This is a genomic window from Paenibacillus sp. 01T443 (genome assembly GCF_056398325.1).
In genome coordinates this window covers 24266-31359 of the sequence record NZ_JBFTPE010000037.1, presented here as the reverse complement: position 1 = coordinate 31359, position 7094 = coordinate 24266, and the positions used below count along the sequence as shown (strand labels likewise).

Annotated in this window: 6 protein-coding genes and 1 riboswitch; of the genes, 5 read left to right on the top strand and 1 reads right to left on the bottom strand. The window is 47.4% G+C overall.

The window, feature by feature from the left end; genetic code table 11:
- Nucleotides 1-589 precede the first annotated feature (589 nt).
- The gene (locus AC1DLI_RS32580) at nucleotides 590-919 is read left to right on the top strand and encodes a helix-turn-helix domain-containing protein (protein WP_477609580.1); all 330 of its coding nucleotides are present in this window, start codon (nucleotides 590-592) and stop codon (nucleotides 917-919) included.
- 11 nt (nucleotides 920-930) lie between these two features.
- Here the strand turns inward: AC1DLI_RS32580 and AC1DLI_RS32575 are convergent, their stop codons facing one another.
- Nucleotides 931-1089: an anti-repressor SinI family protein gene (locus AC1DLI_RS32575; protein WP_477609578.1), complete on the bottom strand. Its 159-nt coding sequence runs from the start codon at nucleotides 1087-1089 to the stop codon at nucleotides 931-933.
- Between the two features lie 16 nt (nucleotides 1090-1105).
- Nucleotides 1106-1187, bottom strand: a riboswitch (cyclic di-GMP riboswitch).
- 600 nt (nucleotides 1188-1787) lie between these two features.
- Here AC1DLI_RS32575 and AC1DLI_RS32570 point away from each other — a divergent pair.
- The 4 genes from AC1DLI_RS32570 (at nucleotide 1788) to AC1DLI_RS32555 (ending at nucleotide 7056) form a co-directional block, all read left to right on the top strand.
- Nucleotides 1788-2255: a MarR family winged helix-turn-helix transcriptional regulator gene (locus AC1DLI_RS32570; protein ID WP_477609576.1), complete on the top strand. Its 468-nt coding sequence runs from the start codon at nucleotides 1788-1790 to the stop codon at nucleotides 2253-2255.
- Nucleotides 2256-2298: 43 nt separating this feature from the next.
- Nucleotides 2299-3240, top strand: coding sequence for an NADP-dependent oxidoreductase (locus AC1DLI_RS32565; RefSeq protein WP_477609574.1), 942 nt, complete (start codon nucleotides 2299-2301; stop codon nucleotides 3238-3240).
- A gap of 442 nt (nucleotides 3241-3682) precedes the next feature.
- Nucleotides 3683-5380 (top strand): sensor histidine kinase, encoded by a 1698-nt coding sequence (locus AC1DLI_RS32560; protein WP_477609572.1) that lies wholly within the window; start codon nucleotides 3683-3685, stop codon nucleotides 5378-5380.
- Between the two features lie 2 nt (nucleotides 5381-5382).
- Nucleotides 5383-7056 carry a response regulator gene (locus tag AC1DLI_RS32555; protein ID WP_477609570.1) on the top strand — a complete coding sequence of 558 codons (1674 nt, stop codon included), beginning with the start codon at nucleotides 5383-5385 and terminating at the stop codon, nucleotides 7054-7056.
- Nucleotides 7057-7094 lie beyond the last annotated feature (38 nt).

The window sequence follows — 7094 nt, the reverse complement described above, 5'->3', positions numbered from 1 at the left end:
GGGGTGGAAGCACAGCAATGTGTGTAGCTGACGAATACTAATCGGTCGAGGGCTTATCCTAAACACGTTTGCATGGACCCATACATCCGGCAGACAGCAGCTATATAAGGTTTCAGCAAACCTAACTTTCGTATCCAGTTTTCAGGGCGCAATTCATATAAATTGCAGACCACCTTCAGGTGGTTTTTTTGTGTTCATTATTCAAAGAAAGCATTTTGAATTCTAGAATCTGTAGCAGTTTAAAATAAAGTAGTAGACTTAACTATTAAAATACAAAAAACGGTAGCCTCAGATGTGAAAGTCCTAGACTAGAAGATCAATTCTACAAAGAAGACAGAATGTTTTGAAATTCTGATAATATTAGTGCAACGCTAGTGAAAATGGGATCGAGTCTTATGCAACGCTAGTAATACCACTGTGACACCCTTATTCTCTCAGGTCTCTCCGAATCATATAGCATAGAAATATTTTCTGCCATTTCGAATCATCCACTTATATTGTGTAAGCGATTTCTTAATGTTCGTTTCAAATAAAAAAATCGTTATAACAGAGAGTAGTCAACAATGATGTGAGGACGGAGGCGGTTACAATGATCGGAGAACGTATTAAGATGCTGCGCAAGAGAAACGACTTATCACTGACCGAGCTCGCCAAAAGAGCCGGTGTCGCGAAATCTTATTTAAGCTCCATTGAACGAGGGCAGCAACAAAATCCTTCGATTCAGTTTCTCAAAAAAATAAGCGCTGTATTGAAAGTTACAGTAGAAGAATTTTTGAATATCGACCAGTCTGAGCAAAAGGTTGACCATCTTGAACATGAATGGTCCGAATTGGTAAGAGAGGCTGTGGCCTCTGGTGTCAGCAAGGATCAGTTTAAACAATTTTTGGAATTTAACAAGTGGAAGATCAAGCGTGAATAACGTTTTATTTGTTATAAAACAGCCGTTTCTTGAGTGTCATCCTTATCACTCAGGCACAGAAAAACGTTACGCACGTCTTGTTTCGTAAACCCCATTGATCGCGCGCTTTTTATTAGGGCTACCCATTCCAAATCCAAGTCCTGATTATCCTCTGATTTTACAAGTCCCATAATCTTATGTCCCCCAATCATTTTGGAACGGCTGCACCACTGACTCCTTGCGTTTAAGGTGCCCAGATACTAAACGCATTTCAACGTCTCACTTTTATTTCTTCATTTGATTACTAAATATATTATAAATCAGCTCTTTTACGCATGTTATCGCTTCATGTCTCACAAAAATGATAGATTATTTCATTTTTTGTCGAAATGATTGTAAAGGACACATTATGCTTTTTTACGTGCCTTACTAATTCGCTTAACTTGGGATATTTCTTTAACTTTCCTACCCGTTGAACAAACATGAGGACTTCAATTATGGATATAATATTTTCGATTGATTTCTTTAATTTACTCACATTAAAAAAGGGCGATGCAGGAACATCGCCTTTAAGCTACGGCAGAGAATGATGTGAGATGATCTTAACATCTTGTCCACCATCCCCTCATTAATAGGGTATGTGGTTATACTAAAAATTCTTGGACTTATAACAGCTGTTTCCAATACTTAGAAAAATAGGTCTTACACTTCTTCAACTAACTGCTCCTTAATGTCACATGTGTTAAACCAACTGCAACTCCAAAGTCATCCATACCAACTGGGAAATTAATCTGTTTTTTATTTATGTTGACGGCAACATATTTAAATGTTATCTTGTGTTTATAAGAATATGTTGACGACCACACAAATGAAAGGAGGGATGAAACTATTGAAGAAAAACATCAATAACGAAGCCATTGATAATGAAATCAGTTCGGTAACGCATTTTCCCGTAAGCTTCTCTATATTCAGCATGGCTCGTTCACATCATAGAAATGCAGGACAGCTGCTTCGAGAAGCAGGCCTATACCCAGGGCAGGAACTCGTACTGATGCAGTTGTGGCACCGAGACAGCCAATCACAGAATAGTCTTTCAAGGTCGCTGCGCCTTGATCACTCGACAATAGCTAAATCCGTTCGTCGTTTGGAAGATGCGGGGCTGGTCACCTGCAGCCGCTCCCAGGAAGATAAACGTGTAACCATCGTATCGCTCACTCAAACAGGGCGTGAATTTGAACCCAGAGTGATTCAGGCTTGGAGCAAGCTGGAAGAGATCACAACGAAAGTTCTCAATGACGAAGAAAAAATACAGTTTGTAGCTCTGGCACAAAAAATAGCCGCATCTTTAGAAACTTAACTGTAAATTTAAAAAAAATGATGTGTGATAAGGGGAGATAAGCATGTCTAAGAAGTCGATGCAAGCCATTCTGATCAATGAATATGGTGGTCCAAATGTCTTAAAGGTAGAAACAGTTGAACGCCCCCAACCGCAAACGGATGAAGTGCTCATTCGTATCGTATATGCTACGATTATTCCGCTTGACTATAAAATCCGTAACGGTTGGCTTCAAAAAGTTTTTCCTATAACCTTTCCCTACATTCCTGGATTTTATGGTTCCGGAGTTGTCGAAGAGGTGGGGCAAGGTGTAACGGATTTCAAGCCCGGTGATCGCATTTTTGGTAGTATTAGAGGAGCCTACGCAGAATATGGCATTACAAAAGTCCAGGAATTAGTTAAGATGCCCGATAATCTCACCTTTGAAGATGCAGCAACGATTAAAGCAGGAGCCGAAACGGCTTGGAAAGCGTTGTTCACTGAAGGTGAACTCCGGTCAGGCCAAACCGTTCTCATTCATGCTGCAGCAGGCGGCGTTGGACAGTTTGCCGTTCAGCTAGCCAAATGGAAGGGAGCGACCGTGATCGCTACGGCTTCAACCTCTAACATAGACTTCGTCAAGTCTTTGGGTGCGGATCAAGTCATCGATTATACCGCGACGGCGGCTTTCGAAGACGTCGTCAACAAAGTGGATCTGGTCGTCGATTCCGTTGGAGGTGAGACAGAGAATCGATCATGGGCCGTTCTGAAGAAGGGGGGAATTCTCGTCTCTTTGACTCAGGATCCATCCCAAGAGAACGCTCAAAAACATGGTGTTACAGCTAAATTTAACACCAAATTCCCAACCTACGCGAATCTTCAGACCTTAACGGAATTAATTTCCAAAGGTGCGATTAAAGCTGAGATTGATTCCATATTCCCGCTAAACCAAGCTGATAAAGCGCTGGAGAAAAGCGAAGCAAGACATGGACGCGGAAGAATTTTGCTGCACATAAACTCAATCTAACAACAACGTGTATGGTATGAAATAGAAGTTTGGATATTAAAACACGAGAGCAACACGAGTGTATACTACACTAAGTGTTGTTTTCTTCATTCACACCGAACTATTCTGGCTATTCGTATTATAATTTTCAGTCGAAGACTTAATTTTCTTTCAATAATCGGAATAGAGCAAACAGTTCCAAAAGGTGTTGGAAGAAGAGGGAAAAGTTTCGGTGTATCTAGATTTTTTTACATATTGGTTAGCGAGATATAACCACCAGCATGCCCTGCCCCCTTGCGGTCAGGGCTGTTTTTAATTTATGGTAGGTACGTTGGGAAGCGCTTTATCGTAAGCTGAGCGAGCCAGAACCTGATACACACTGGCGAGCGCTGGCACGATGTGTTCGCAAGCTCACAGGATTCAAGCGGTTCTCGGCAACTCAACAAGGCGGGAGAGAAACTGGATGAAGATGACCACCTATCGGAAAGTGATTGCTCTTATTATTGGCCTGCTCGTGCCAATCATGCTGCTCTACAGTTATTCGAATCATGTCAGCATTCAGGTGGTAAGGTCCACGATTGAGGATCAGAATCGTAACCGTTTAGCGTTCTTCATGAATCAAATGGATGCGATGGTCGATCAGCTCACGAAGCATTCGATTACGGTCAGCCGCGATTATAGCGTGAGGGAGTATTTGAACAGGCGGGGCGAGACGGACCCGCTGACACAGCTCAAGCGACATCTGCGGATTGTGGACATGCTGAATATGCAGACGTCGACGAGCGCTTGGAGCAATCAGATTATTTTTTACCTGCGGGATTCGAAGGAAGCGATAGCGACCGATTATTCGGCGGTATACAACGACGCGGAGCTGAATGACCAGAAGCTTGGGGAGTGGGAGCATGCGAGCAAGCTGACGTTCGGCAACAAGGAGCTGCTATTCTCGCGCATTCAGGAGGCGGATACGCCTGAGCTGCTTGTGGAGGTGAGGTTCACGGACGTGAACCTGAAGAATATGCTGAACTCGTTGCAGCAGGGCCAGCCCAGGGAGCCGTTCCTCTATTCTCCCGGTCAGGAGCCGATTATTAATTACGGTGCCAACTACCAGTTGATTACGCGGATGGTGCAGGAGTTGGGCGATCAAGCGCTGGCAGATAGCGGCAGTCTGAACGTTGCGATCGCGAATCAGCAATACATTGTTAACTATATCCGCTCGGAGACGATTGGCTGGTATTTAATCGATATCGTCCCGCTAGAGAGTGTGTTCGCTCCGATTCATACGAGCCGGAATTTGTTCTACGTTTCTATTGGTTTGCTGCTCGTGCTTGGCCTGCTGGCGACGTTCCTGCTGTACCGCAATGTGCAGCGCCCGATCCAGCTGTTGCTGCGCGGCGTTCAGCGTCTGAAGGACGGGCAATTCTCGGTGCGGCTGAAGCAGAGGCCACATAACGAGTTTGAGTATTTATTCGATAGGTTTAATGAGATGGCGGAGCAGATTGAAGAATTGATCGACAAGGTGTACAAGGAGACGCTGCGCTCGAAGGAAGCAACACTGAAGCAGCTGCAGTCACAGATTAATCCGCATTTTCTGTACAATTGTCTGTTTTATATCAAAAATATGGCCAACCTCGGCGATAAGGATGCCGTAGTGGCAATGGCGCTTAATCTCGGTGAATATTACCGTTATACGACCCGGTTGGAGAAGACGATGACGACGCTGCGGGAGGAACTGACGCTGATAGACAATTATCTGAACATCCAGACGCTGCGCATACAACGCTTCCGTTTCGAGATCGACATACCGGAATCGATGCTGGAACTGGAAATTCCGCGCCTGTTGCTGCAGCCGCTGGCCGAAAATGCGGTTATTCATGGTGTAGAGCGTTCCCTGCAATTTGGCGTTATTAGCATACGGGGCGAGTCGGCCGGCGGAGTGCACCGCGTCATTGTGGACGATACGGGGCCGGGACTATCTGAGCCTGAACGGTTTGAACTGCAGAGCAGGGTGACGATTCCGATGGACGAGCAGTCCGGCTGCGGACTGTGGAATATACACCAGCGCCTGGTCCATCTGTATGAGGGGAAATCGGGCCTGCAATTCTCGGAGTCGCCGCTAGGGGGATTCCGGGTTGAACTTATTTGGGAGCAAAAGGAGAACTGAGGATGAGCGAGCAAGGACGCTTTCAACTGTTGTTGGTGGATGACGAGGCAAGCGTTGTCGACAGCTTGGCGGATACTCTCCCCTGGCAGGATATTGGCGTGACGGGAGTGCACAAGGCTTATTCGGGATACGAGGCGCTGGACATTCTGCGAACCCATTCGATCGATATTGTCATTTCGGATATTCAGATGCCGGGGATGTCGGGATTAGAGTTGCTGTCGCAGGTGCGGCGAAGCTGGAAGCGAGTGAAATGCTTGCTGCTGTCCGGCCACGCCGAGTTTGCTTACGCGCAGCAGGCGATTGCCCACGAGGCGTTCGACTACATGCTTAAGCCGATTAGCGACGGAGTGATTATGGCGAAGGTGGAGCAAGCGCTGAATGCGCTGCGCGAGGAGCTTGACGAGACTCGATTCCGGCAGCGGCTGGCGCAGGCGTTCCAGGAGAACCTGCCCAAGCTGCAGGGGGAACTGCTGAGCGAGCTGCTTCAGGGCTTCAAGTATGCGCCGGAACGGCTGGCGGAGAAGTTGGAGTCGCTCAAAGTACAGGTGGCGCATGAGCAGCGGTTCGCGGTGATGCTCGTCCGGCTGGAGGGACAGATGACGGAGCTGGATTTCTACAGCCTGTCACTTATGGAGTATGCCGTCGTCAACATGGCGGTGGAGCTGTTCGAGGATTCGTTTAAACTGTGGTCCTGCAAAAGCGTACACGGATATTTGGTGTTCCTAATTACCGTAGCCGAAGAACGAAACGAGCGTACTTCACCAGAGGCGTACACAGGAACATTGCTTGAAGAGCTGTATTTAAAGGCGACGCAACTGCAGCTTAGCGTGAAACGCTACTTGAAGGGCTCAGCTTCGGTCGTCGTGGACAAATGGGGCGTGTTCCCGCATGACGTGAAGGGGCTGTATGAGGATATGCTGCTGACGCTGCGCAGATGTGTTGGCAATCAAAGCGATCTGTTCGTGGAGGTATCATCCTCGGATCAGGCGCAGCCGTCGGTCCATGCGCTTCAATCGCTTTACGAGCCGCCGCTGCTTGTGCATTTGCTGGAATCCGGTAATTTCGAATTGGTAGAGGTGAAGCTAACGGCAATCTGGCAGGAGCTGAATCCGAAGTGGGCCGATTCACCCGAGCATCTGGTCGAGGCTTTCTTCGCGATCTATGCCTCCTTCAGCTCCTTCGCACACAAAAACGGGCGTGAACTGGCGGATATTATCGGTGGCAGCCTCGCGGACGTAGCTGGACAACTGCCCGCCCGCTCGGCAGCGGCTCTGCATAACTGGATTACGCAGTCATTCGCCGCGCTGCGTGGATGCATGGAGAACGAGACGCGCAACGAGCGTGAACTCACGGTGCAAAGGATGAAGCAGTTCATTCGCAAGCATCTAGTCGAGGATGTATCGCTGCAAGCCATCGCGGATCACATGTATATGCATCCGGTCCATGTGTCGCGTATTTTCAAGCTGGAGACAGGGGACAATTTAAGCGACTATGTGCTGCGGCTGAAGATGGAGCAAGCGGCGGTGATGCTCGCGAATCCCGCGCTCAAAAGCTACGAAATTGCTACGCAGCTTGGCTATCAGAACCCGAATTATTTCAACAAGGTGTTCAAAAAATATTACTCCCTCACCCCGCAGGAGTACCGCCAGAAGCAGCTTGACGGAGGCAGCCCTTGACCTAGGCGCTGTCTTTTTTTTACGGCGAGAGCTTCGGT

What these genes read in the sequence shown, in the direction of transcription:
- AC1DLI_RS32580 (WP_477609580.1), top strand. Translation starts at nt 590, where the DNA reads ATGATCGGAGAACGTATTAAGATGCTGCGCAAGAGAAACGACTTATCA.
- AC1DLI_RS32575 (WP_477609578.1), bottom strand. Translation starts at nt 1,089, where the DNA reads ATGGGACTTGTAAAATCAGAGGATAATCAGGACTTGGATTTGGAATGG.
- AC1DLI_RS32565 (WP_477609574.1), top strand. Translation starts at nt 2,299, where the DNA reads ATGTCTAAGAAGTCGATGCAAGCCATTCTGATCAATGAATATGGTGGT.
- AC1DLI_RS32560 (WP_477609572.1), top strand. Translation starts at nt 3,683, where the DNA reads ATGAAGATGACCACCTATCGGAAAGTGATTGCTCTTATTATTGGCCTG.
- AC1DLI_RS32555 (WP_477609570.1), top strand. Translation starts at nt 5,383, where the DNA reads ATGAGCGAGCAAGGACGCTTTCAACTGTTGTTGGTGGATGACGAGGCA.